Origin of the sequence: Methanothrix harundinacea 6Ac, assembly GCF_000235565.1 — an archaeon.
GTDB classification, from domain to species: Archaea; Halobacteriota; Methanosarcinia; order Methanotrichales; family Methanotrichaceae; genus Methanocrinis; species Methanocrinis harundinaceus.
The window spans coordinates 1,706,751-1,729,902 of record NC_017527.1; the positions used below are offsets into that span (position 1 = coordinate 1,706,751).

The window sequence follows — 23,152 nt, forward strand, 5'->3', positions numbered from 1 at the left end:
TTTAGGGATCGGCCTCCTCCTTTCTGCAGACGAGGACGAGAAAATCGGGGACCCGGGAGGCGTCAAGCCGCTCCGGATGGAGGGTGGTCCAGGATTCGGGAGGTTCGGGTTCCAGGAGCCTCAAGAGGCGAAATCCAGAAGAGATCAGGGAGTTCACCGTATCACCGAGGGTCCGATGCCAGGCCACCGTCGGCTCCATGCCGGATCTCGGGCCCCAGGGGACGAGGAACGGTCCCCGATCGAAGTAGCGGTCGACCTTCCTGTACAGCTTTCTTCCTTCGCCGTCCTTCACCCATCCGAAGACGGGGGCGGAGAAACACGGATGGTTTACGATGTGGAGATAGATGCCTCCTGGTCGGAGGAGGCGGCTTAACTCCCTGAAGGACCCCTCGAAATCTGCGGCGTCCTGGATGACGTTGTTGGTGACCACGGCGTCAAAAGAGCGGTCGGCCAGGAAGGGGAGGTGGGCTATATCCCCTTCATGATACCTGATGGATAGGGGCTCTGCTTCCTCTTCTGCCAGAGCAAATGCCAGCATCTGAGACGATGCCTCCACGGCGGTGACGGCGGCGCCCAGTTCTGCCAGCTTCCGGCTGAGGTAGCCATCGCCACAGCCGGCATCGAGGATCCGTTTACCCCCGACGTCTCCCAGGGCCTCGAGGATTATGGGGTCCAGGAGATCTCGACGGTTGGGATCGTTTCTGCCGAAGTTCCGGTGCCAGGCATCTGCATTGCGGTTCCAGCTATCGGTGCTATCGTCCTGGGTATAAGGCATCGAGCCAGCCCTCCCTGGCAATCAGAATTGGTCTTTTATGGCACCGGCGGAGATCGGCTGGGGAAGGGAGCCGCCGACCACGGGCCGGATATATCGAGGTCCTCCCTAGAGGACCGTCACGGTGATGCTCGCCTCGCCCCTCGCCCCGGCCCCGTCCGTCGCCGTCAGGGTGACGACGTACCGGCCCCGGCTCATCTCTGACGGCGGGGCTTCGAAGGAACTCTTGGTGGAGAGGGTCCCATCCAAGGAGGACGACCACCGGTAAGCGTAGGGCTTCCTTCCGCCCGTCGCCTCCCCCTCGAACCTGATCGGCTCATCCCCGGAGAGGAGCGAGCCGGTGGCGGGGGAGGTTATCGCCACGGTGAGGCCGGAGGCCGACCCCTCGGGGCTGGCCCCATCCCCCGCCTTATCCATGCAGCCCGAGACGAGGCAGGCGGCAAGGCAGATGAGAATTGAGATCGCTCTTCCTCTCATGGTCTTAGGTCTTGGTAGGGCTCAGGCTCCCAGGATCTGGTCAGTGATCTTTCGCGCGGCCTCGACCGCCGGGGAGTCGTCGGGGAGGTCGAAGACGGTCTTCCCCTGGTAGGCGACCTCCGTGAAGTTGGGGTCCTCGGGGATGGCGCCCAGGTACTTGAACCCCAGGCTCTCCGCTGCCTCTTTGACCTTCTCCAGCATCTCGGGCCTGGTCTTGTTGGCGACGACGTAGTACCGCTCGATCGTCGCCCCCACCTCCGAGGCGACATCCCTAATCCGCTTCAGGGTGTCGAGGCTCACCTTGGACGCGTCGGTGACGATGATGGCGTCGTTGATCTTCCCCGAGGTCTTCCTCGCGATGTGCTCCACCCCCGCCTCGCAGTCCATCAGGAGGTAGCTGTAGGTGCCGCCCTCGACGGTCTTCTCGAAGACTGCCTGGAGGAGGTCGTTGACGGCGCAGAAGCAGCCGGACCCCTCGCCCCGGCCCATGATCAGCATCTCGTAGCCGTCCTGCTCCCCCTCCATCAGGAGGGAGTCAAAGAGGTTCTGGAATATGTCGATCCCCGTCAGCTCCGGGCTCTCCTCCCTCTGCCTCTTGTACTTCTGGAGCATATCGGAGAGGGTCGGCGTCCCATCAGCTCCGAGGACGCTTGCAAGACACTCGTTGGCGTCGGCATCGACGGCGAGGACGGTACCCTCTCTCCGCCTCACCAGCTCCCGGAGGATCAGGGCGGTGAGGGTGGTCTTGCCGGTCCCGCCCTTTCCGAAGAACCCCAGGATCTTCATGAGGCAACCGGCCCTGCCAGGATCTCGGTCTTTCTGATCTCCACCCGCCTCAGGGGGTAGATGTCCTTTGCGTCCTTGTATATGTCGAGGGAGAGCCTCCCGAGGACGACCTCCTGGATGAACTGGTTTAAGTCCAGGGTCCCCGCCTTCTCCTGAATTATATTCGAGGCGATGTTTCTGATCGTCTTGACCTGGGTGGTCCTGGCGCGCTTTACGGTGAAGCAGCTCGGCTTCACCCGGACCCGGTAGCCGTCGCTGGTGGTGACGTCGATGATGGAGTCGATCCGGGAGGTCCTCCTCTTCACCAGGGACCGGACGTAGTCGCTCGTCAGCTCGTGGCCGACGAAGCTGGTGTAGGCGGAGTCGCCAGCCACCTGGTCCACCCTGAACTTCAGCTTGGTGTTCTGCTTAGAGAAGTTATTAGTCAGCTCCCCTAGGGTCGTCTCGATGACCCTTCCCATCAGGTTGCTCGGGTCGCTCGCCAGGGTCTCCCCGACGGGAGACTTTCCGAACATCTCGGGGCCCACGACCTTGTACCACTGCTTCGTCTTGACCTTCCTGCTGTCAGACTTCCTCTGTGACCTTCTCGCCAATAAACATCCTCCAGTAAGGGTAATTGCATCAGGTTGCTTCAGAGTAGACCCAAGCTAGATGTATATAAAAAGATCGCCCCTCTCCCCCGAGTTGGGGGAGGGGGCGGGGCCTGGTCAGCAGTCGAAGGGCCAGACGTAGATGTAGACGTAGTTGGACCAGTCGTTGCACTGGTAGACCAGGAGGTGCCATCCTGGGGTGCTGCTCTTGAACCAGGTCGGATACCACCCCTCCTTCTTGTAGCCGAGGCTCTTCACCTCGGGCTTGCAGTAGTATCCGGGCTTGCAGGGCGGCCACTCGAAGGACCAGTACATCCCGGGTCGGGTTATCTTGGACCAGAGGGGGAGCCACTCGCCCTTCTGGGTGCTGGCCACCGTCGTCAGCCTGTTGGGCCAGGTCTGGACGTAGTACTCGTTGTACTTCGACGCCGCCATCGGGGTGTAGACGAGGCCGAAGTCGGATATGGTGCAGGTGGCTTCAGCGCTGTAGCCGGGGGGCGAGATGCCGCCGGTGCTGCCGCAGCTGTATCCTGGAGCGGAGACGCCGCAGGCGGAGGTCCCGGCCGTCGGGGCACACTGCCCTGCCGGCCATCCTGAGCCGCCCGCCGGGGCGGAGCACTCCGGGGCGGGAAGCCGCAGGTCAGTGGGCATCAGCCCCTCTGATGCCGGGTCGGGCGGCGTCGGCGTGGCGATCCCCGAACCCGTCGATAGGGCTCCTCCGGTCAGAGACGTGGTCGAAGGCATCGTCTGAGGGGCCACGATCTTCGAGTAGGTGGCTGTTATGCCCTCTCCATAAGATGCGCCTCCGGAGTAAGGCCCGCCCTTGCCGGGAGAATGGCCGCCGGACTCCGGCCAGACGTAGATGTAGACGTAGTTGCTGGCCTTGTCGCAGTGGAAGCAGACCACGTGCCAGCCAGGGTCATCACCCTTGAACCAGCCCCTGAGGTAGTCGGGCCAGGTCCAGAAATGCCAGCTGACCGTGGGGGTGAGCTTGTTGGGATACCACTCGTAGACGAAGAAGTTTCCGGTATAGGCGACCTTCGCCCAGAGGGGAAGATACCCGCCGTTGCTGCACCCCGCCACCGTCGTCACCCCGTCGGGGGTCTGGACGTAGAGCTTGTTCTGGGACTCCACCGACCCCGGCCAGTACCAGGAGACGGAGGTGGCTGCTGAGGACCCCTCCATCCCCGCCCGAACGATCGCCGGCGGGGTCGCCGATGCGAAGCTCAGCCCCCCCTCGGGCGTCAGGCTGTACATCTCGGGGGTGGGGAGCTTCAGGTCCGTCGGAGAGTACCCCTCGTCGTAAGGCCCTTTGAGGCTCGGGGCCTCTGCCTGGTACGGCCCCATGAGGCCGGTGGAGGCCGATCCCCCGGTTTGTTCAACCAACCCTACCGCGCCGAGGGCTGTCGGCGCCAGCGCCAGAAGCGCTACCGCGAGATGAAGTAAGAATCTCATGCTACCCCCTCCAACTCCCTTCATTTGATCTCGGTAGATATGACGTCCTTATCTATTTAATAATTTTCGACTCGATTTCGAGGGGAGCTCCGCCCCGGGCCGAGGGAGGACCGCTCGAGGAGACCCTATCTCCAGCAAACCCCCCAGAAGATCTCTCCCGAAAGGGGATCCGGGCCCCCCTTTCTGCCCCAGGAGATGGACCTGCGCCGTCGGGGTTGCAGCAAACCGTCGACCGGAGGCTTCGTAGCTCCGGCGAGGTCTCGCCGCCGCCGAGGGGTCCGGCACTCGGCTTTGCGCGACAGGGCTTCGACTCCCCGGAGCCGGCCTCATAAATACTTAAGTACGAATGAATAGATATGGTGACCAGATTGTTAAGTCTGAGGAGGAGGGACTTTGCGGCCCTTTGGGGCAGGGCCCTAGCCGATGGGCCGGGATCAGGGTCATATCCGGTTTATGCGGCGGGATGCCGGACCGGGGTCCCGGGCGGGGGTTATCCTCCTCCGGCGGCGCGAATTTGGGTGGGATGAAGATGGGATCGTATAGAGAGATCAGCCCTGGGGTGTACTCCGTGGGGGTCATCGACTGGGACCGGCGGCTCTTCGACGAGCTGATACCTTTGCCGGATGGGACGAGCTACAACGCCTACGTCGTCGGAGGGGGCGAGAAGACGGCCCTCATCGACGCCGCAGATCCGCCTTTCGCGGAGGCGCTGCTGGATAACCTGGAGGCCCTCGGCCTCGACCGGATCGACTACATGGTGGCAAACCACGCCGAGCAGGACCACTCGGGGGCGATACCCGCCATCCTCGAACGGTATCCGATGGCCTTGGTGGTCTGCACCCCCCGGTGTAAAGAGCTCCTCGTCGATCACCTCCAGATCCCGGCCGAGAAGTTCCTGACCGTCGAGGACCGATCGACTCTCTCCCTGGGCGGCAAAACCCTGGAGTTCCTATACACCCCCTGGGTCCACTGGCCCGAGACGATGGTCACATACCTCAAAGAGGATGAGATCCTCTTTCCTTGCGACTTCTTCGGCTCCCATTACGCGACGAGCGACCTCTTCGCGGACCCGAAGATCATCTATGAGCCCGCCAAGAGGTACTACGCCGAGATCATGATGCCCTTCCGGGCGGTCATCAGAAAGAACCTGGAGGTCGTCGACTCCTTGGAGATAAAGATGATCGCCCCAAGCCACGGCCCCCTCCACCCCGACCCCTCCTTCATCATCGAGGCTTATAGGGACTGGTCTTCCGAGGAGGTCAAGAACGAGGTGGTGATCCCCTTCGTCTCGATGCACGGGAGCACGAGGCTGATGGTCGACCACCTGACGGGCGCCCTCATCGCCCGGGGGATCGGGGTGAGGAGGTTTGACATCGCCGTATCAGACGTCGGCAAGATCGCCGAGGCCCTCGTCGATGCCGCTACCCTCGTCCTTGGGACCTGCACCGTCCTTGCGGGGCCCCACCCCAACGCCGCTCACGTCGCCTTCCTCGCCAACGCCCTGCGGCCGAAGACGAGGTTCGCGACGATCATCGGCTCCTACGGCTGGGGAGGCAAGACGGTGAAGGCGATCCAGGAGGCGATACCCCTCCTGAAGGTGGAGGTGATCGAGCCGGTCCTGGCGAAGGGTCTCCCCACGGCGGAGGATTATCAGGCCCTAGACCAGCTCGCCGACGAGATCCTGAGGAGGCACCGGGAGCTGGGGATCGCCTGAAGGAGGAAAGAGACCAGCCGATGACGAAGGTCCTGATCTACGGGGCGGGGGCGATCGGCTCCTTCTTCGGCTACCTCCTCTCGGAGCAGGAATTGGAGGATGGAGCCGGATCGGCGGGGGAAGAGGGGACCGGGGCGGAAGATACGAAGAGGGGCGCTCTCCCCGCCGTCGAGGAGGTCGCCCTCCTGGGAAGGCCCGGCCACATCGAGAGGATAAGGGAGCGGGGCCTTCTGGTCACCCTCGCCGAAAAAGATAGCCCCCTCTCGATCCGCTTCAGACACGCCTTCGCGGGCCTCGGCGAATTCGCGCAGTCGGATTTCGCCCCCGAGGTCGTCATCGTCACCGTCAAGACCTATTCTCTCCCTGCCGTCGCGGAGGAGATCAAGGGATCCGGCCTCCTGACGGGAAAGCTCTCGGACTCCCGGTTCGTCCTCCTGATGAACGGGATGGGAAACCGGGAGCGTTTTGACCTCTCCGGAGCCAGGATCTACGAAGCTATCACCTCCTTCGGCGTCGTCCTCTCCGGGGACGGGAGGATCGGGCTGAAGGGGCAGGGAAAGACCGTCTTCGAGGAGGGGATCGGCGAGGATCTGGAGCGGTTCATCGGGGCCCGGCTTGCTGAGAAGGGCTTTCTCGCGGAGTTCGCGCCGGACTTCCGGCGCCAGCAGTGGATGAAGCTCTTCGCGAACGCCGTCATAAACCCCATCACCGCCCTCACCCGGGAGAAGAACGGGATCGTCCTCTCCCCTCATCTTGCGCCGGTCGTCGAGCTGATTGTCCAAGAGTGCGTCGCCGTCGCTGAAAAGGAGGGGGAGAGTTTTGATGAGCCTGCAGTCCTGGAGTTCGTCCGGACCGTCGCCGAGAATACGGCCGCCAACACCTCCAGCATGCTCCAGGACGTCCTCCGGGGGAGGGAGACGGAGATCGACGCGATAAACGGCTTCGTCCTCGATCGGGCGAGGAGGCATGCGATGGAGGCCCCGGCGAACGAGATGCTGTGGGGGATGGTGGGAGCGATCGAGAATGGTGGGATATGATACAAAAATATAATAAGTTCGATAGCTTAAGACCATAATTTTAAATAGATTAACGAGCGACTCATCATCGATTATTATGGAGAAAACAGAACCTATAAATGAATCTAGGTGGAATAAAACATATTTTGACGAAGTTTTTAAAAAGGAAGATCCTTGGATGTATTTTTCTTCTGATTACGAACAAAAAAAATATATTCGGCAGTTATCCCTTTTAGTTGATCGTAAACCAACGCCTAATAGGATATTGGAAATCGGGTGTGCAGAAGCAGCTCAGACGAGAATGATTATTCAAGCCTTTCCTGAAGCAGAAGTGGTGGCTGTTGATATATCTTCAAATGCCATCAGAAGGGCTAAAGAAAACTTGAAATCTAATAATGTTACCTTTTTGGATGCGGACATATTAGAATGCATCGCTAATATAGACGACAAATATTTTGATATTATTATTTGGTCTGAGTCTCTTTATTATGTTGGTGATCGTCTTAGTACGAGAGACATATTTGAGCTATTTGAGAAAATAACAAATAAATTGAATAATGCAGGTATTTTGTGCATGGCAAACATAATAAATCAACAAAATGGCCCAGAATATTTTATAACAAAAGAGGCTATTATGAATAGTTATTTTTCATTATTAGCTAGCCTCATGGAAAACATTCATAAATCCCGGTTTGTTGAACAAAAAAAGAGTTCCGGAAACTACCATGAATATCAAATATGGTTATTTGAAAGAAATAGTGGAGATGACGAAAATGGTAATGGACTTAAATGTCGAGATTAGAATTGAATCCATTGAGCAGGTTTTCTCTATGAGTAGAAATAGAGATCAAAGTTCAGAGGTGGATTATAATAAATGTGTTTACCCTTATACGCCGAAAGAATTCATAAAAAGATTAGAAAAAGGGAAATTTGGAAATGATATCGCAATAGTTTGGGGTACGACTAGACATTCTCCAGGTGATTGTAAGCATCCTGGATATATATCAGATGCAATGTATGTTCCTGAGATAATTCAAAACATACATAAACTAAATAAGAATATAAATTTTAAAAGTTTTTTAGATATCGATTTGACGGACGAAGATAAAAAGAATTATAATTTTATTTTATGCGGTGATGGAGAGGTAAATTACTTAGCAAAGAAAATTTTAGATATATATTCTTCAGTAAATAAAATTAAATATTTTCAGTCTGATGGGCCTTTGTATGACGTTAGCCAATCGAGAGCCAAAAATAATATGCATTGTGTGATACAATTCTTTAAGAATCCTTGGAATAAGAATGAAGAAAAATTTATTATTCATGTTGGTGGAATCGGACCAATTGGCACCATTGCAGGCTTAAAGTGGTTATCATTTGCTCTAGATAAAAAAATTGATAAGAGTAAATTACCTCATTATCCTTTTTTTACCATATATGGCGAGGAAAAAGATGACTATAGTGAAAAATTTGATGGTTATAAAAACCATTGTAAGGAATGCTCAATAGTGAATGAAGATAAAAATGTTTATTATCGAGGTAAGATTTCAAATGTTGTCTCATTTTATCCAATTGATCGCTTTTAGGTGAGGATTTTATACTTTGTCCGCCCTAACCTTACCTTCAATGGGCGAAGATGCGAGCTTGGTCGTCTCTGCTGGGGATGTGAAAGCCTTCGCGAAGCTCTCGGTCATATCCCAGCTGGCTCCATTAAAAGAGAGGATCCGATCCTTGGAGAAGAAGTACGGATGCGATCTCGGAGCCTTTGAGGAGAGGATTAAGCAGCCACCAGAGGACTTTGAGAGCTGGGACGACTTCATCGAGTGGAAGGCTTATTCTGAGAGCGTGAAGGAGCTTGAATCCCGTCTCGAGATGATCGAGGATGCTGAAGACAGGTGTCTGGTGAGATCTCCCTTGAAGAAGTATTGAAAGAGGTTCGTGAGAGGCTGGCAAAATAAGGGATCGCCTTAGACGCTCCTCCTTTCCCCTCAAGCCCCTCCAGCTTCATCCTCCGCCTTCTCCACCCCGGTCTCCTCCCCTCCTTTCCCCTCCTCTCTCTCCCCCACCTTCTTCCTCGCCCCGGCGGACCGCCCCCGGAGGGCCGCCTCGTAGGCGAGGATCGACCGCTCCAGGTTTTCCTCCCGGTCCTCCAGCCTCGATAGCTTCCGGTAGGCGACCCCTAGGTTGTTCTGGGTCTCGGCGTATCCTTCGGGGTCGGCATCCAGGGTCCGGACCTCCAGGGCCTCCTCGAAGGCGCCGATCGCCTGCTTCAGGTTCGCCCCGTCGGCGGGTCCGTTGGCGGCGCCAGCGAGGATGACCAGGGCCTCGCCGAGGAGGCTCTTCGTCTCGGCGAACTCCCGGGGGTGGTCCTCCCGGGTCCGGACGGCCAGGGCCTCCTCATAGGCCTCGATCGCCTTCTTCAGACCCTCCCGGTCCGACCACCGGATCTCGCCCTCGACCGCCTGGGGTTCCGCCTCCAGGACCAGGGCCCTCCCGAAGAGGGTCTGGGTCTCGGCCCGCTCCTGGGGGTGGCCCTCCTTCGTCCTGATCTCCAGGGCCGCCCTGAAGGAGGATATCGCCCTCTCCAGGTGGACCTCCCGGAGATCCCCCTCCGCGAGCTGGGCGAGGGCCATCTCCGCCCGTCCCAGGCTGTTCTTGGTCTCGGCGTAATCCTCCGGGTACGCCTCTGCCGTCCTGAACCTGAGGGCCGCCTCGTAGGCCTCCATCCCCTTATCGAGGGCTTCTGCGGCCTTGGCCCCCCCTATCTGGGAGAGGAGGAGGTACGCGTCGCCGATGTTGTTCTCCGTCTGGGCCTCCTCCTGGCCCCTCCCCTCGGCGGCGTAGATCTTCTGGGCAGCCTCGAAGGCGAGGATGGCTCGATGGAGGTTTTTGGCCCCCTCCTCCGCCCCTCCTTTCCGCCCCGAGGGATCGGGGACCCCATCCCCCTCGATCTCCGATTGCCGGACCAGGGAGATCCCGAGGCCGTTCTGAGCCTGGGCGTGTTCGATTGGATGGGCCTCGGCCTTGAAGAGGCCGATCGCCTCCTGGAAGGCCTCCACCGCCAGGGCCAGGTTCTCCTCCTTCGCCCCCTCGAAGGAGGAGGCGTAGCGGGAGAGCCCCTCCCTGAACCGGATCTCCCCCCTTACCGCGGGCTCAAGCCTCGGGACGCCCTTCAGGATCTGGTCGTAGATGGATCGGGCCTTCTCCTCCTGCCCCATGCCGGCGAAGTCGTCGGCGCACTTAGCCAGCAGCAAGAGAATCCTCCTGTAGGTCTTCCTCGTCCTGTACTCGGTCGCGATCCACGCCAGGGCCGCGCCGGCAACCCCGAAAACTGGCGCCACAACCCATGGGCTGCTCATCTCGATGGCCATATCACCCCAACTCCCTCTTCATCTCGAAATCCGATACATCAAATCCAATAGGCTCCTCGGCTACATCCTCTTCAGATCGAACTTTTTTGAATATTCGCCTTTGAACCCCCGGAAAAGACCGAAAAGCTCCCCACCAGGAGATCGTCCCCTTGGTTTAAGGGCTGGCCTGATTTATAAGTCTGGTCATAATCCGAGGGAAGACTCCGGCAGATTCCGCTAAATCACACGGTGACGCGGAGAACCTCGAACGCCCCCATCATCTCCAGGCCGATGTAGACCATCAGGAGGGTGAAGACCTTCCTCAGCCGGTCGGCCCGGATCCGATGGGCGGCTCTGACGCCGATCCGGGCGGTGGGGATGCTGGCTCCGGCGAGGAGCGCCACCTGGAGTAGGTTGAGGTAACCCAGGCTGAAGGGGGGGAGGCCGGGGACGCCGAGGCCGTGGTAGACGTAGGAGAGGACCCCTCCCGAGGAGGTGAGGATGATGGCGGCGGAGGAGGTCCCCACCGCCCTGTGGATCCCGAGGCCCATCGCCGTCGAGAGGACCGGGACCATCATCACCCCGCCGCCGATCCCGACGAGGCCGGATATGAAGCCGAGGGGGAGGCCCAGGAGGAGGTAGCATCCGTCGCTCCTCGGGATGGTGCCGTCGCCCTCGCCCCCTCCGGCGGTGAGGTCGGGGGCGGTCGCCATCCGCAGGGCCGCCGCGATCACCACGAGGCCGAAGGCGATTCGTAGGAGGTCTCCCGGGGCTTTAGCCGTCACCGCCCCCCCGAGGAAGGCGCCGACTAGGCCGGCGAGGCCGAGGAGGAGGGCTGCCCGGGGTACGACCGCCCCCCTCCGATGGTGGCCGAGGGCGGCGTTGATGGCGGTGGGGAGGGCGACGGCCAGGGCGGTCCCAAAGGCGATCCGGGTCGCCATCGTCGGCTCGATCCCCGAAGCGGTGAGGACCCAGAGCTGGACCGGGACCATGATGAAGCATCCTCCGACCCCCAGCATCCCGGAGGCGAAGCCTGCGGCGACTCCGGCGAGAACGAGGCCGAAGGCGAATATCAGCTCCACCCTTCGACGGATGCCGTGATGGGATAAAGATATATCCCGCCCTCCCAGGTATCCCTCCGTGATGCGGAAGAGCCGGATGCCGGAGCTCCTCGCCCCCGCCGGGTCCTGGGGGGCTCTGGAGGCGGCGTTGGATTCGGGGGCCGACGCCGTCTACCTCGCCGGAAAGAGGTTTGGGGCGAGGAGGGGGGCGGAGAACTTCGACGATTCCGAGCTGGCGAGGGCGATCGACCTCGCCCACCTCTCCTCGGTCAGGGTTTACGTCGCCGTCAACACCCTCATCCCCGAGGCGGAGCTCGAGGAGGTCGCCGCCCACCTCCTCTCCCTCTATGAGGCCGGGGCCGACGCCGTCCTCGTCCAGGACCTCGGCGTCGTCAGCCTCGCGAGGGATCTCGTCCCGGAGCTGGAGCTCCACGCCTCGACCCAGATGACGATAACTTCCATCGAAGGGGCGAGGTGGGCCGCCGATATGGGCCTCTCGCGGGCCGTCCTCGCCCGGGAGCTCAGCCTCGCCGAGGTGGAGGAGATCGCCAGAGCCTCTCCTATCGAGCTCGAGGTCTTCGTCCACGGCGCCCTCTGCTACTCCTACTCCGGCCAGTGCCTCCTCTCCTCAGTGATCGGCGGGAGAAGCGGAAACCGCGGATCCTGCGCCCAGCCCTGCAGAAAGCCCTATCGACTCCTGAGGTCCCGGAGGCGGGACGCCTTCGGAAGGCCCCTCCAGCTGGAGGAGATCCCCACCGAAGGTAGGTACCTCCTCTCCACGAGAGACCTCTCCGTCTACCCCCATATCGAGGATCTGGCACGGGCTTCCATCGCGGCACTGAAGATCGAGGGGAGGATGAGGTCTCCCGAGTACGTAAGAACCGTCGTCTCCATTTATAGGCGGGCCCTGGACGGCATATCCGAGGGCGGATGGTCCCCTTCTGAGGAGGACGAGAGGGACCTCGCCCTCGCCTTCAACCGGACTTTCACTCCTGGATGCATAGGCGGAGCCCCTCGCGGCGACCTCGTCTCCGCCGAGAGGCCCGACCACCGCGGGCTATGGATCGGGAAGGTCGTCTCCTGGGACCGGCGGGGCGGGGCATCGGTGAGGGTCGAGGGGTCAGTCCTCCCGGAGGTGGGGGACGGCCTTGTCATCCTATCCGGCGGAAGGGAGGTGGGGCTGGTGGTCCGATCCCTCAAATCGTCTCAGGGGGGTACCCTCAGCCTCGCCATGGGGGAGCGCGTCGATGGGGGCGCAGAGGTCTTCCTCACCCGGAGGGCCTCTCTCGGAAGACGGCCGGGGCCCCGGTCCAGGAGGGAGATCCCCATCGACCTCTCGGTCCGATGGGAGGGGAGAAGGCCGGTCCTGGAAGGAAAGGCCCATCTTCCGGACGGGAAGGTCGTCGCCACCCATCTTGAGTCGGACTTCGCGATGGAGCTGGCGAGAGAGAGGCCCCTCTCGGCCGAGGAGATCGAGGCCCAGCTCCGGAAGACGGGCGGAACCCCCTTCGCCATCGGGACTGTGGAGATGGATTATCCCGGCCGCCTCTTCGCCCCCCTGGGGGAGATAAACCGGCTCCGGCGGGAGTTTCTGGAGCTGGCCGAGCGAGAGGTGATAGCCTCCTATAGGCCGGCCGAAGGGGCGGCGGTGATGGCCGGGGCGAGGCTTTCTCGGTTCATTGGAGGGCGAAGGGCCGCGCCGAGGAGGCCTTCCTCTTCCAAGAATGGGCTATCGATCTCCGTCTACGCCGACTCCCTCGCCGCCGTCGCCGGGGCGGCGGAAGGAGGATCCCGCCGAATCTACTTCGAGCCGCCGGTGGGGATCGGTACCAGGAGGAGGTGCAGCCCAAAAGATACAGGCCCCGCCGAGGTCCTGGAGATCCTGGGGCGGGCGGGGGAGGTCACTTCTGACACCGGGGCCGACCTCGTATGGAAGTGGCCGAGGATCACAAGGCGGAGGTTCCTCGACTCCGCCCTTTCCCTCCTGAAGGAGGTGGAGGTGGCGGAGGTGATGGTGGAGGGGGTGGGGCTCGCCGGGGCTGTCAAGGAAGGGAGGCCGGATATGAGGGTCTCAGCCTCCGTCGGCCTCAACGTCTGGAACAGCCTCGCCGTCGAGCTCCTGGCGCCGGAGCTATCCAGGCTGACCCTCTCGCCGGAGCTCTCGGCCCGGGAGGTGGAGGAGTTATGCGGAAGGGCCCGGTCGACCTCAGAACCCCCCGATCTGGAGGTCCTTGTCCAGGGGAACGTCGAGGCGATGGTCGCCGAGAACTGCCTCCTCTCCTCGGCCCCGGGATGCGAGGAGGTGGCCGCCTCCGGTGACCCCTTCTGGGGGATCGAGGACGAGACCGGGAGGGTCTTTCCCGTCCGCGCCGACGGGGAGGGCAGGACTCACGTCCAGAACGCCGTGGAGCTCTCCCTCCTGGACCAGCTGCCGAAGCTCGCCGGATTGGGCGTCTCCTCCATCGCCATCGACGCCCGGGGGAGGACGGCGGAGTACGCCCGCCGGATCGTCGAGATCTACGACGATGCGCTGAAAGGCGGCGACCTCGACCGGCTCAGGAGGGAGGCGAGGGAGATCTCCCTCGGGGGGACCACCGGCGGGGCATTCCTCCGGGGAAGGAGGGAATGAGGGTGGAAAAGGGCTATAAGAAGGCGAGGCAGAAGGGTGGACGACGACGATGGACTCATCATCTCCGAAGGGGCGGCACGAGGCGCTCCGCCCCGACTATCGAAGCGGGACCTGCTGCGTCTGCGGCCACCTCCTCGCTAACCACCTCAAGGAGGGGGACGGCTGGAGGTGCACAGAGAGGGGGCTCGACGCGAGGCGGTGCGAGTGCTTCCTCCGGCCGATCCTGACCGGTACGGAGCGGGAGAAGGAGTTCTACGACTTGGGCTGGCGGATGAACGCCTCGGAGCGGGAGGTCTACGAGTTCAAGAAGAGGTTTCGGGACTCCTACCGGAGGTGGTAGCCCCTTTGGAGATATCATCTCCAATGGGGATGATCCCATCGGATGATCGGGCCCGAAAGCCGGGACCACCCCTCACCTCTCCATCGCCTGTCGCCGGAGGTCCTCGGGCATCTTCTCGATGGCGTATCGGAGGGCAGTCCGGGGCATCACGGCCTTCTTCTTCAACACGTACTCGAAGACCTCCTGCTGGTGGCTCTTGCTCGCCTCCTTCAGCAGCCAGCCGTACCCCTTCTGGACTAAGTCGTCGCCGTCCTGGAGGAGGAGGTCGGATATCTCGAAGACGTCCTCCAGGAAGAGCCCCTTCCGGGCCGGGAGGATGAGGGTCACCGCCGCCGCCCGCCTCAGCCACCGGTTCTCTGATCCAGTCCAGCCCTTCAGCTTCGCCACGTACTCGGGGTACATCTCGAGGAAGGTGCCCAGGGCGTGGTTACAGAGGGTGTCGCACTTCGCCCAGTTGTTGACGTATTGGGAGAGCCACCCCTCGAAGACGGCAAAGTCGGCGGGCTCGTACCTCTTCCTCAGGGAGTAGGCCCACTCGAAGGCTATGGCTGCCTCCTCGCCGTAGTCGGACTTCAAAAGCTCCTCGCATAGGGAGAATAGCTCTTTTTTATTCAGGTCCTTGACATCCCGATACCGCCTCTTGGCTATCTCCCTCACAGCGGCGGCCTTCACCCCGTGGAACTTCGCCTCCTCTTTGAAGAACCGCTGGCCGCTCTCCCTCGTCTTCTCATCTGCTCTCTCTATAAGCTCGCGCCTCAGATCGGAGATGACTTCTTCTTTCATCCTATAATCAAACCCCATATATTCGCCAGACTGAACCCTGATGCCTTGCTCTCCCCATAAGAGCCCGTCGGGGCTCGTCACCAGATCCTGCAGCTCCTCCTTCCGTGCTTCTCGAAGTACTGCTGGTGGTACTCCTCGGCCCGATAAAACCCGGAGGCGGGGACGATCTCGGTGACGATCTCCCTCCTATAAAGGCCGGAGCTCTGGAGCCTCTCCATCTTCGCCCGGGCCTCCGCCTCCTGCTCGGGATCGTGGAAGAAGATCGCCGAGCGGTACTGGCTCCCCACGTCGGGCCCCTGTCGGTTCATCGTGGTGGGGTCGTGGATCGACCAGAAGAGGTCGAGGAGCTCCTCGAAGGAGACGACCTTTGGGTCGTAGACCACCTCCACCGCCTCGGCGTGGCCTGTCCGGTCGGTGCAGACCTCCTCATAGGTCGGGTTCGTCGTGGACCCGCCGGTGTAGCCGACGGCCGTCGAGATGACCCCCTCCAGATCCCGGAAGGCGGCCTCCACCCCCCAGAAGCAGCCGGCAGCGAAGGTGGCCTTCTTCAATTCATGCCCCTCTATCCCTCTCTGATAATTTTCGTTCAATTTTATCACCACCAAAAAAGAGTCGATCCCCGACACGACTAGACGGCCAGCTCAAGCCAGGTCTTCTGGACCGTGCCAGTCATCGCTTCTGTCAGCTGCTCCTCGTAGCTGGTCAAGAGCTTTCCCGTCGCCTTGTCGTAGGTCAGAAGCCTCCGGTAGTCCTGACCGTTCGTCTCCTCGAAGACGACGCCGTTCTGATCGTTCTGGATGACGGTTATCATCATGCCTGTATCCGGATCTGAATCCACGTCACCTCCATCGTCGATGGCGAGGGCGGCGCTGGGGAGCCAGAATCCCATCAGCTGGTATACGCCGGCGGCGGAGCGGACGGGGATCAGTCGTCCGCCGTCTCCTCCAGCCGACCATCTGATGAGGGAGGATTTTGCTCCTGCAGAGACGACCTCGGCCGTGAGGGTCACGGGGAAGGGCGACGGCACAGTCCCGGGGATCTCGTAGACGGTCTGGCCTTGATACGTCATGGTCAGACCGGGAGATAGCCAGCCCGGCGAAGATCCGCCGGCCCATGGGATCTCCAGCTGCCGCGTGTTCCTGAAGTCGATTATCCCCGTCTCGACGGCCGAGCCGTCCGCCGCGAGGATGTCATAGCGGTGGTGGAGGAGAAGGCCCGTCTCCTCGTCGTAGGTGATGGAGTACCTCACTCCGCCGTGGCTCACCTCGAACCTGATCCCCTGGTAATTCGTCCCCGCCACCTCCACCGGGCCGCGAATTATCGTAACCCGGTCATCGGCCCCCTCCGCCGCCGCCTCCAGCACCTCGGGGCTCGCCCAGAAGTCGCCCAGGCCTGCGGGGACGATCGATCCGTGCCCCGCCCCCGTCAGGGGGCGGAGGCTCCCCAGGGGGCCCCGGACGTATACGGAGGTGGAGGTGACGGCGGTCTTCCCCTCCAGGGCCACGAGGTCGATCTGGATGAGGGCCTCCCCCGCCTGGCCCCCGCCGACGGCCCCGCCTTCGACGGTGGCGTAGTAGGTCGCCCTCAGCCCCTCTACGACCCAGGGAGGGGCGGGGAGGGATTCGAGCTCGGGGTAGAGGAGGGGGAGCGGGTTCTCCTTCCCGCTGGGAAGGATCGGGAGGGCATCTGCAGGAGGTAAACCGGCCGGCGTTAGGCAGATCACCAATAGGATGGCTGATAAAATTTCGATGATCTTCATTAATTCACGGCTCCGGGTCGCTCTCTCAGGTAATATCACGCGGATCGGATATAAAGGGATGGCATGGGTCCGGGTTGGTGGCTGAAATAGAGAAACAGAAAAACTAAAAAAATATATAAAAATTATAAAAGAGGGTCCAACGGGCTGTCTCAACCCATCAGGCGGGGATCTCCTTGGACGTCGACGTTGATGATATACCTGCTACCGGTCCAGTAGGTGTAGCCGTACCAGTTCTTATAATAAAATACTGGATGAGTCAGCCTTATGGTATGCTGCTGGTTTCCCGCGACGTTGAAGGTGTACCTCCCATCAGGGACGTCCGAGCCGGTCCCTTCGGTCCCAATTTGAACGCCGTCAACCACCACCGTATACCCCTTATACTGGCTGGAGACGGTTGTCACCTCGGCGCTGTCGCCAGGGATCGCCCCTGTCCCACCGCTGGAACCGGACCCAGAGTTCCACCCGGGCCCCGAGCCGGCGCCGGGACCTGAGCCGTTGCCGGAATCGGAGCCCCAGCCGGGGCCAGAGCCCGAGCCCTGGGCGCCACCCGATTCCGTCGGATCCTGAGATGGGGAGCCCTCCTCGCAGGATGAATACCAGATCCATCCGGTGAACCAGATGTAAACCTCATCGCCCTCTGATAGGTATACAAATTCCGGCCCGTCGAATTGGGGTAGCAAGTCGTAATCGTACCCCTCGATGGAGACGGCCCATAGGTAATCGTCCCAGTTATCGATGAAGAGCTCATCCTCGAAGGCGATCTCCAATAGATCCATATCCGTCAGCCCATCAAGCTCCAGATAGGCGGTGAACTCCTCATCGCAGAGGCCATCCTTGTCACCGTCGATGCAGAAGTCCACGTTGACCTCTTCGCCCCATGCCGGGCCGGCGAAAACTAAAAGAGATAAGGCGGCTAGAAGGAACTTAAATCTCATACCATCTCTCCCGATTTATCCTCACCCTCCGACCTTTCGGCCTCCGGTCATGCTCCGGGTCGATCGGCTCGGAGATAGTCCAGAACTTTATGGGATAATATGCTCCTCAGGGCTCCAAATAGTTTTCGAGGGTCTAAGGAGGCGAACGACTTAGGGGGTGTAAAAATGATATTATAATAAAATTAAAAAAAATAGTTCCTCCCCTACTTCACCACCGGGCACTTCGCCGAGGACCAGGCGGCAAGCCCCCCCAGGATCACCGTCATCTCCTCCAGCCCCTCCCGCCGGAGGATCGATGCGGCCACCATCGACCGCAGGCCGCTCCCGCAGAAGATGTAGACGGGCCGGTTCCTCGGCACCTCGCGGATCCGTTCGGGAAGCTTTGTTATGTGGATCTGGTGGGCTCCGGTGATCCTCCCGGACCTCTTCACCTCGTCGTCGCCCCGGACGTCCAGGATCCAGGCGTTCTCCTTCTCTTCGCTGTCGAGGCGCGCGCAGAGGTCGGGGACGGTAGCGGTGGCGATCGAATCGCTCTTCTTTCCGGCCATGTGCCAGGCGACCATCCCCCCGGCGAGGTGGCCGGCGAGGCGGTCGTAGCCGATCCGCCGCAGCCGCCGGGTCGCGATGCTAAGGTCGCTGGTCTCATCGACCAGGAGGATATCCCTGTCGTAGGGCAAAAACCAGCCGGCGAAGCTCGGAACCCCCGCAAGCCAGATGTTGAGGGCCCCCGGGACGTGGGCCGCCCCGAAGGCGAGCTCCGTCCGGGTGTCGAGGACCAGTCCATCCTCCGCCGATTCTTCGAACTCCTCCGGCGAGATGGTGGCGGGGTCGGGGAGGGTGGCGAGGTGGGGGGCTCCCGCCAGGTTCAGCCGCTCCATCTCCCGGAAGTAGGGGGGCATCTCCAGCTCCACCGCCATCTTCTCGACGAACTCCTCTACACCACCGACCTGAAGCTTGGGGTTTCTCTTCCGCTCGATCCCCAGGGTCGTCCACTTCCTATCGGCTATGGAGGCAGCACAGGCCGACCCGGCCCCGTGGGCCGGGCAGGCGATCACCCCGTCCCCCAGGGGGAGGAGCCGGTCGAAGATCGATTCGTACAGGAGGCCTGCCATCTCCTCGGCCCGGTCCATCCCCATGAAGTCCACCCTCCCCAGGTCTCCGGCGAAGAGGGCGTCCCCGGTGAAGACGATCCAGGGATCGCCTCTGGCGTCCCGGAGGAGGTAGCTCATGGAGCCGAGGGTGTGGCCGGGGGTGGAGATCGCCTCGATCTCGAGCCTTCCGACCTTCCATCTCATCCCGTCTTCTACCGCATCGCCGTACCGGTAGTCGAGGTGGCCGTCGGCGTGGAAGACCTCGGCCCCGGTCCGGGCCGCGAGCTCCAGGGAGCCGATGATGTAGTCCTCGTTTCTGTGGGTCTCCAGGATGGTGGCGATCCCCATCCCCTCCCTCTCCGCCATCCTCCGGTAGACCTCGCAGTCCCTCCGGGGGTCGATCACCACGGCCTCGTTTCCGTCGCCCACGATGTAGGAGTAGTGGGCGAGCCCCTCCGATTCTACTCTCTCAAAGAGCATGAAGTTCATCTCCGACCGATAAGACTTGAATACTAGATTCGACTCGATAAACTGCCTTCAGGAGGCGGGGGAGGGATCCCAGCTGGACCCCCTCAGTTCAATATCCCATATTTATTCGGCGGGAGATTATATGAAACTTTTTCCAGACCTCTGGGGAGGCTCCGATAGCCCCCAGATCCTCCGACCAAGGGGCATCTTCCTTAAAATCTCACATTTATACCTGGAGAAAGAAGCGGGCCGATTTCATATCTCTTTCAGCTTCGCGAGCAGTCTTTTGAGCCGCTGGACTGAGGCCCCGTCGATGACATACCGGTCGCAGTCCTCGGCCGGTTCGGCCTTGGAGAGGGCCCTCTCCACCACTCCTCCCATCTCCATGAGGAGGTTCTTCTGGGCGACGTCTCTGGTGACGACGTCGATGTACTCCCACCAGGCCTCCTCCAGCCCCCTGAGGGGAGCGCCTCGGACCCCTATCCCCCTCATCAGGTCCAGCCGGTCCTGGAGGGTCTCGGCCTCGGGCCACTCCCCCCTCTGATGCTCTTGAAAGGCGTCAAAGGCCGCCCTTCCTACCCGGTCGTCCCTCTTCCGCTGCTCAAAGAGCCAGATAGAAAAGTCGACCCTTCTCCCGCCCGTCATAGCCTTCGCCTCCCTCACCCTATTTCCCTCATGGGATAACTATCTGACCATCGAGACCTCCGGAGCCGGGGTCCGGCTCGATCCTCCAGCCTCTTCTAGGAGGATGCGATCGAGAATTTGTAGCAATTCAAGCGAAAAGTTTATTACTAAATAAGATGTAGCCCATTTGGCGTGCGTGAAAATCCGTTTCGTGACCTTTCAGAGAACCGCGCTCGCCGCCATGGGTGGCAAAGACGACAGCAGCCTTCCTGACCCAAGGGTGCTGGATCGGCCGGGGTGAGAGATCTATCCCCGGAGGGTCCGGCATCCCTTTTCTTCTGCCCGACCTTATGGTTCAGACAGCATCGCCATTTAGAGGCTTTATCGGGATGATGTAAGGCAGGTCCAGATCCTTCAAAACCACCCCCTTTACCCCGAAGATCATCCTGATGTTCTCCTTGGTGAGGTGGCATAGAGGATCGCAGATGGCGTATACCTTTCCCTCCTTCAGCATCACCAGGCTGTCGGAGTACCTGGCCCCTGGGTTCAGGTCGTGGATCCCCATCACCGCCGAGATCCTGGTCTTCTTCACCAGGGATCTGACCGTCTCCATCACCTTCAGCTGGTGCTTGACGTCCTGGTTCGAAGTCGGCTCGTCCAGGAGAAGGATCTCCGGCTCCTGGCAGAGGGCTCTGGCGATAAGGATCCTCTGCTTATCGCCGCCGGAGAGCTCCGAGAAGTCCTTGAGGGCGAACTCCTCGACGTGAAGGAGCTTCATCATCTCGACGACTTTATCGATATCCTCGTCAGATACCCGGCCGCCGTCGAGAAGGATCGCACCCTCGGGCTTGAGGATCCTGTCGATGCCCTTGATGAGGGTGGTTTTGCCGGAGCCATTGGGGCCCACGATGCTGAGAACCTCTGAGTCACCGACGACGAAGCTCAGCTCGACCGGGATCCAGCAACTGCCGTAGCTTAAGCTGAGATCCTTGATGGCGATATTTTCCAATCTTCACTTCCTGGTATGTTGAAGCCTGGAGAAAGAAGATGTCAAAGGTGCTGGAGATGTGATCCGTGAGCGAGTTCATAAGTCAGATTTCCCAGATACCAGCAGGAGATTCGGTGAGATATTACCCTGAGAGCACTGTAGAGGTGACGAGACGAACTCCTCCAGAATAGCCATCATTAATTGACATCGCGCTAGCAACTTCTTCGAGCTAGCCTGGGGGGAGTGAGTACGTCGCAGCAAGGACATTACCCCCTGCTACGAGGATACCGACGAGGAGTAGAGGTGGCAATAAAAGGATAACTGAAAACTATGATGAAGTCAAGTCTGAGAATTGAGAAAATGTCTATCCGGATTACTACGATGCTGTGGCATTAGCAACAAAGCCTCACCATTTCCCAAGTCCGGTAAACGATCCTGAATGGCTGAAGCCGACGGTTGATTGGTTTGTAGAAGCAGAAACAGCCATGGAGGTTGGCCCTGGCAAGGGTGAGTTTGCCGAATCGGGAGCGAGGAGGGGCAGCCTCAGCAGATATTACATAGTCGACATGTCAGAAAGAATGCAGGATTTGGTGAAAGCCCGCCTGGAAAATGCGGATACTTCAACAGAGCTGGTTTTCATCCACGCCGAATTGGACCGCGACCCTCTTTCTGAGATTCCCGACGGAACTATAGATAAGATCATCATGATAAACGCCTTCCAGGACATAAACCCCAAACACGCCCTCTGGGAGTTCAGAAGAATCTTGAAACCCGGTGGTCTGTTCAGGGCTAACGTCACCGATAGATCGGTGAGAGAAGAAACCGCCGCTGATGACGATCTTTTTAACAAGGAAAGCGGGTATTTCTATCTGACCAGCAATCCTGGCGCTGAAGATCAAAATGAGGTGAAACCCCTGGGCCGCATCACCACGAAGGCTGGAGAAGATGTGCCCTACTATAGGATGATGAGATCATATTATCGATGGGAGCTCAAGCTTTCTTTTGCTGAACCCCAATGCCTAAAAAGATCGGACCGAAGCCTTACTTACGGCTCCGGATATACGAATACTCCCTTCTCCTCCAGATCGTAGTCAAGACCCTGGAACTCGGTGAGGTACCTATGATGGATCGCTTTTGGATCGAAATCCTCGAAGAGCTCGGGGTGAAGTATCTTGGCCGCGTAGGCGACGCCTATGAAGTGCCGACATCCGCTGTAGGGAAGGTAAGTCCATAGGGGCGAGGCCACCAGGTAGACCTCCCCATTCTTCACCGCGTTCACGTTCGCAAGCTCTTGCCGGTCCATGATCTCTTGTATTATCGCTTCCGCATTCGCGGTATCTTCCGCCATCTTCTCATCGGGATCCTCCTCCGAGAGGAGCCTGATGATCACGTCGGGATTTGCGGAAACCACAGCTTCTGGATCTATCTCCGCCGTCTGACCGAGGTCGAAGATGAAACGCCCTCCCGCCATCTCGATGGGATCGATGTTGTTGTCCGAGGTCTTGTATCGGTCCGACTCGCAGTAGACCTTCGGCCTCTCCTCCTCGGTGAGGTTCCCAGTCCTCTCCTCCACCGTCCCTAAAACGCCCTCATAGAAATCCAGGAACTTCGCCGCCTCCTCCTCCCTCTCAAAGAGGACCCCCAGCTTCTCCACCTCTTCCGAGTAGATATCCGGTCTGCTGCACGCAAGGCATGCGACGGTTATCCCAGTTCCCTCCATCTTCTCCATGAAAGGTTCGTAAAAGGCGCCGAAACGACCGCCTCCTGAGCCGGGATGCACTATGAGCAGATCAGGATTTGCCTGTACAATCGCCTCCGCATCAGGATCGTGGAAGTGTCCCAGGGAGGGGATGTCGCTGAAATCTGAGAAGTATGAGTAGTGACCTGAGGTGTGGTCGGCTATGACCACCAAATCAAGGGGCACCTGCAACGTCCTCAAAGTTTCGAGATGCTGGGATATGGTACAGCCGACGGTCTCCACCGGCTTATAGATGGTCACTTCCCGCCCCTTGGTATCGATGATCGTCCTGGGGTACTCCTCATGAATGTGTCTTATCTCCTCTAGCTCTTCAGAGGTGATGCTCCCGTTCCCCTCTGCTGCCTCCATCTCCTCATCGGAGACCACCTTGTTCCCGTCCAGGTCCCCTGGTATCGTTCCAACATCAGCTACCGCGGGCCCCATTGCGAAGAAAAGGCACACCGCCAACAGTGCTGCCTTGGATGCCGTCATCTCCATTTTTTATCACCTATGCCAGCTTCAATAATACTAAATAGAGTTAAATTAGTATCAATTCATGTTTTTCAGTTAAAATGT

General features: G+C 59.8%; 23 protein-coding genes. 8 read left to right on the forward strand and 15 right to left on the reverse strand.

What is annotated here, in order from left to right; translation table 11 throughout:
* Position 1: 1 nt before the first annotated feature.
* The 5 genes from MHAR_RS08120 to MHAR_RS08140 form a co-directional block, all read right to left on the reverse strand.
* On the reverse strand, positions 2-775 hold the full coding sequence (locus tag MHAR_RS08120) for a class I SAM-dependent methyltransferase (RefSeq protein ID WP_014587132.1): 774 nt from the start codon (positions 773-775) through the stop codon (positions 2-4).
* Between the two features lie 105 nt (positions 776-880).
* Positions 881-1,249, reverse strand: coding sequence for a PKD domain-containing protein (locus MHAR_RS08125; protein ID WP_014587133.1), 369 nt, complete (start codon positions 1,247-1,249; stop codon positions 881-883).
* A gap of 21 nt (positions 1,250-1,270) precedes the next feature.
* Positions 1,271-2,035, reverse strand: coding sequence for an ATP-binding protein (locus tag MHAR_RS08130; RefSeq protein ID WP_014587134.1), 765 nt, complete (start codon positions 2,033-2,035; stop codon positions 1,271-1,273).
* Positions 2,032-2,628, reverse strand: coding sequence for a 30S ribosomal protein S3ae (locus MHAR_RS08135; RefSeq protein WP_014587135.1), 597 nt, complete (start codon positions 2,626-2,628; stop codon positions 2,032-2,034). The genes MHAR_RS08130 and MHAR_RS08135 overlap by 4 nt, the downstream gene beginning before the upstream one ends.
* Before the next feature lie 114 nt (positions 2,629-2,742).
* Positions 2,743-4,080 (reverse strand): hypothetical protein, encoded by a 1,338-nt coding sequence (locus MHAR_RS08140; RefSeq protein ID WP_014587136.1) that lies wholly within the window; start codon positions 4,078-4,080, stop codon positions 2,743-2,745.
* A gap of 529 nt (positions 4,081-4,609) precedes the next feature.
* Between MHAR_RS08140 and MHAR_RS08145 the strand changes: the two genes are divergently transcribed.
* The 5 genes from MHAR_RS08145 to MHAR_RS08155 all read left to right on the forward strand — a co-directional run bounded on the left by MHAR_RS08145 (position 4,610) and on the right by MHAR_RS08155 (position 8,739).
* Entirely contained in the window at positions 4,610-5,794 is a 1,185-nt protein-coding gene (locus MHAR_RS08145; RefSeq protein ID WP_228369527.1) for an FprA family A-type flavoprotein, read from the forward strand.
* Between the two features lie 20 nt (positions 5,795-5,814).
* Positions 5,815-6,831: a ketopantoate reductase family protein gene (locus tag MHAR_RS08150; protein WP_014587138.1), complete on the forward strand. Its 1,017-nt coding sequence runs from the start codon at positions 5,815-5,817 to the stop codon at positions 6,829-6,831.
* Positions 6,832-6,907: 76 nt separating this feature from the next.
* Positions 6,908-7,612 (forward strand): class I SAM-dependent methyltransferase, encoded by a 705-nt coding sequence (locus tag MHAR_RS12985; RefSeq protein WP_014587139.1) that lies wholly within the window; start codon positions 6,908-6,910, stop codon positions 7,610-7,612.
* Positions 7,575-8,396 (forward strand): hypothetical protein, encoded by an 822-nt coding sequence (locus MHAR_RS13445; protein ID WP_143763354.1) that lies wholly within the window; start codon positions 7,575-7,577, stop codon positions 8,394-8,396. Before MHAR_RS12985 ends, MHAR_RS13445 begins: the two co-directional genes overlap by 38 nt.
* A 40-nt stretch (positions 8,397-8,436) precedes the next feature.
* Positions 8,437-8,739 carry a hypothetical protein gene (locus MHAR_RS08155; RefSeq protein WP_048144525.1) on the forward strand — a complete coding sequence of 101 codons (303 nt, stop codon included), beginning with the start codon at positions 8,437-8,439 and terminating at the stop codon, positions 8,737-8,739.
* Between the two features lie 59 nt (positions 8,740-8,798).
* Here the strand turns inward: MHAR_RS08155 and MHAR_RS12530 are convergent, their stop codons facing one another.
* Both MHAR_RS12530 and MHAR_RS08165 read right to left on the reverse strand, forming a co-directional pair.
* Complete coding sequence (locus MHAR_RS12530; RefSeq protein WP_052301006.1) at positions 8,799-10,181, reverse strand: hypothetical protein; 1,383 nt, start codon at positions 10,179-10,181, stop codon at positions 8,799-8,801.
* 221 nt (positions 10,182-10,402) lie between these two features.
* Positions 10,403-11,242, reverse strand: coding sequence for a sulfite exporter TauE/SafE family protein (locus MHAR_RS08165; protein ID WP_014587142.1), 840 nt, complete (start codon positions 11,240-11,242; stop codon positions 10,403-10,405).
* 61 nt (positions 11,243-11,303) lie between these two features.
* Here MHAR_RS08165 and MHAR_RS08170 point away from each other — a divergent pair, with 61 nt between their 5' ends.
* Both MHAR_RS08170 and MHAR_RS08175 read left to right on the forward strand, forming a co-directional pair.
* The gene (locus tag MHAR_RS08170; RefSeq protein WP_048144526.1) at positions 11,304-13,850 is read left to right on the forward strand and encodes a DUF3656 domain-containing U32 family peptidase; all 2,547 of its coding nucleotides are present in this window, start codon (positions 11,304-11,306) and stop codon (positions 13,848-13,850) included.
* A gap of 49 nt (positions 13,851-13,899) precedes the next feature.
* A complete protein-coding gene (locus MHAR_RS08175; protein WP_014587144.1) occupies positions 13,900-14,190 on the forward strand; it encodes a hypothetical protein in 291 nt (96 codons plus the stop codon).
* A 72-nt stretch (positions 14,191-14,262) separates the two neighbouring features.
* Here MHAR_RS08175 and MHAR_RS08180 read toward each other — a convergent pair whose 3' ends face one another.
* The 7 genes from MHAR_RS08180 to MHAR_RS08210 form a co-directional block, all read right to left on the reverse strand.
* Complete coding sequence (locus tag MHAR_RS08180) at positions 14,263-14,973, reverse strand: DNA alkylation repair protein (RefSeq protein ID WP_048144938.1); 711 nt, start codon at positions 14,971-14,973, stop codon at positions 14,263-14,265.
* Positions 14,974-15,050: 77 nt separating this feature from the next.
* A complete protein-coding gene (gene msrA / locus MHAR_RS08185; RefSeq protein ID WP_228369528.1) occupies positions 15,051-15,575 on the reverse strand; it encodes a peptide-methionine (S)-S-oxide reductase MsrA in 525 nt (174 codons plus the stop codon).
* Between the two features lie 26 nt (positions 15,576-15,601).
* Entirely contained in the window at positions 15,602-16,696 is a 1,095-nt protein-coding gene (locus MHAR_RS08190) for a hypothetical protein (protein WP_143763355.1), read from the reverse strand.
* A gap of 185 nt (positions 16,697-16,881) precedes the next feature.
* Complete coding sequence (locus MHAR_RS08195; RefSeq protein WP_014587148.1) at positions 16,882-17,667, reverse strand: hypothetical protein; 786 nt, start codon at positions 17,665-17,667, stop codon at positions 16,882-16,884.
* 203 nt (positions 17,668-17,870) lie between these two features.
* On the reverse strand, positions 17,871-19,238 hold the full coding sequence (locus MHAR_RS08200) for an MBL fold metallo-hydrolase (RefSeq protein WP_014587149.1): 1,368 nt from the start codon (positions 19,236-19,238) through the stop codon (positions 17,871-17,873).
* Between the two features lie 243 nt (positions 19,239-19,481).
* Complete coding sequence (locus MHAR_RS08205) at positions 19,482-19,871, reverse strand: hypothetical protein (RefSeq protein WP_143763356.1); 390 nt, start codon at positions 19,869-19,871, stop codon at positions 19,482-19,484.
* A 334-nt stretch (positions 19,872-20,205) separates the two neighbouring features.
* Positions 20,206-20,859: an ABC transporter ATP-binding protein gene (locus MHAR_RS08210; RefSeq protein ID WP_014587151.1), complete on the reverse strand. Its 654-nt coding sequence runs from the start codon at positions 20,857-20,859 to the stop codon at positions 20,206-20,208.
* A 365-nt stretch (positions 20,860-21,224) separates the two neighbouring features.
* On the opposite strand from MHAR_RS08210, the gene MHAR_RS08215 reads away from it, so the two are divergent.
* The gene (locus MHAR_RS08215) at positions 21,225-21,929 is read left to right on the forward strand and encodes a class I SAM-dependent methyltransferase (RefSeq protein WP_143763357.1); all 705 of its coding nucleotides are present in this window, start codon (positions 21,225-21,227) and stop codon (positions 21,927-21,929) included.
* On the opposite strand, the gene MHAR_RS08220 is transcribed toward MHAR_RS08215, so the two are convergent.
* Positions 21,884-23,074, reverse strand: coding sequence for an ABC transporter substrate-binding protein (locus tag MHAR_RS08220; protein WP_014587153.1), 1,191 nt, complete (start codon positions 23,072-23,074; stop codon positions 21,884-21,886). The genes MHAR_RS08215 and MHAR_RS08220 overlap by 46 nt on opposite strands.
* Positions 23,075-23,152: the final 78 nt, after the last annotated feature.